Source organism: Pseudoalteromonas sp. S554, assembly GCF_005930865.1.
Classification (GTDB): Bacteria; Pseudomonadota; Gammaproteobacteria; order Enterobacterales; family Alteromonadaceae; genus Pseudoalteromonas; species Pseudoalteromonas marina.
Window position 1 is genome coordinate 1 of the sequence record NZ_PNDV01000135.1, and the last position, 468, is coordinate 468.

Annotated in this window: 2 tRNA genes; both read left to right on the top strand. The window is 41.0% G+C overall.

The annotated features are described in order from the left end of the window. The first annotated feature begins 102 nt into the window (after positions 1-102). A tRNA-Ile gene (locus CWB65_RS19165) sits at positions 103-179 on the top strand. 44 nt (positions 180-223) lie between these two features. Next, a tRNA-Ala gene (locus tag CWB65_RS19170) sits at positions 224-299 on the top strand. Positions 300-468: the final 169 nt, after the last annotated feature.

Below are 468 nucleotides of genomic sequence, written 5' to 3' on the forward strand. Positions count from 1 at the left end.
GGAACCTGGGGCTGGATCACCTCCTTATACGATTTAGAACTTATTTGTTCGTAGTGTCCACACAGATGATTGTTATTGTAAAGAGAACAACACTTATTGTTTGGGTCTGTAGCTCAGCTGGTTAGAGCGCACCCCTGATAAGGGTGAGGTCGGTAGTTCAAATCTACTCAGACCCACCACTTCTTCACGAAGTCGGTAACTAAACAATAAGACCAGCATATGTGGGGCTATAGCTCAGCTGGGAGAGCGCCTGCCTTGCACGCAGGAGGTCAGCAGTTCGATCCTGCTTAGCTCCACCACTTTTACTTCTTAAAAATAAATATTCTTTATCGGGCAGCTAAATCGCCTGAGAATAGAGTGTGTTTAATTTTGAGAGGTTTTTGTATCTCTTGCTCTTTAAAAATTTGGAAAAGCTGATAATAAAATTCGTATGAATAACATTGTTATTTGTACAGAGTTTTCTAATGT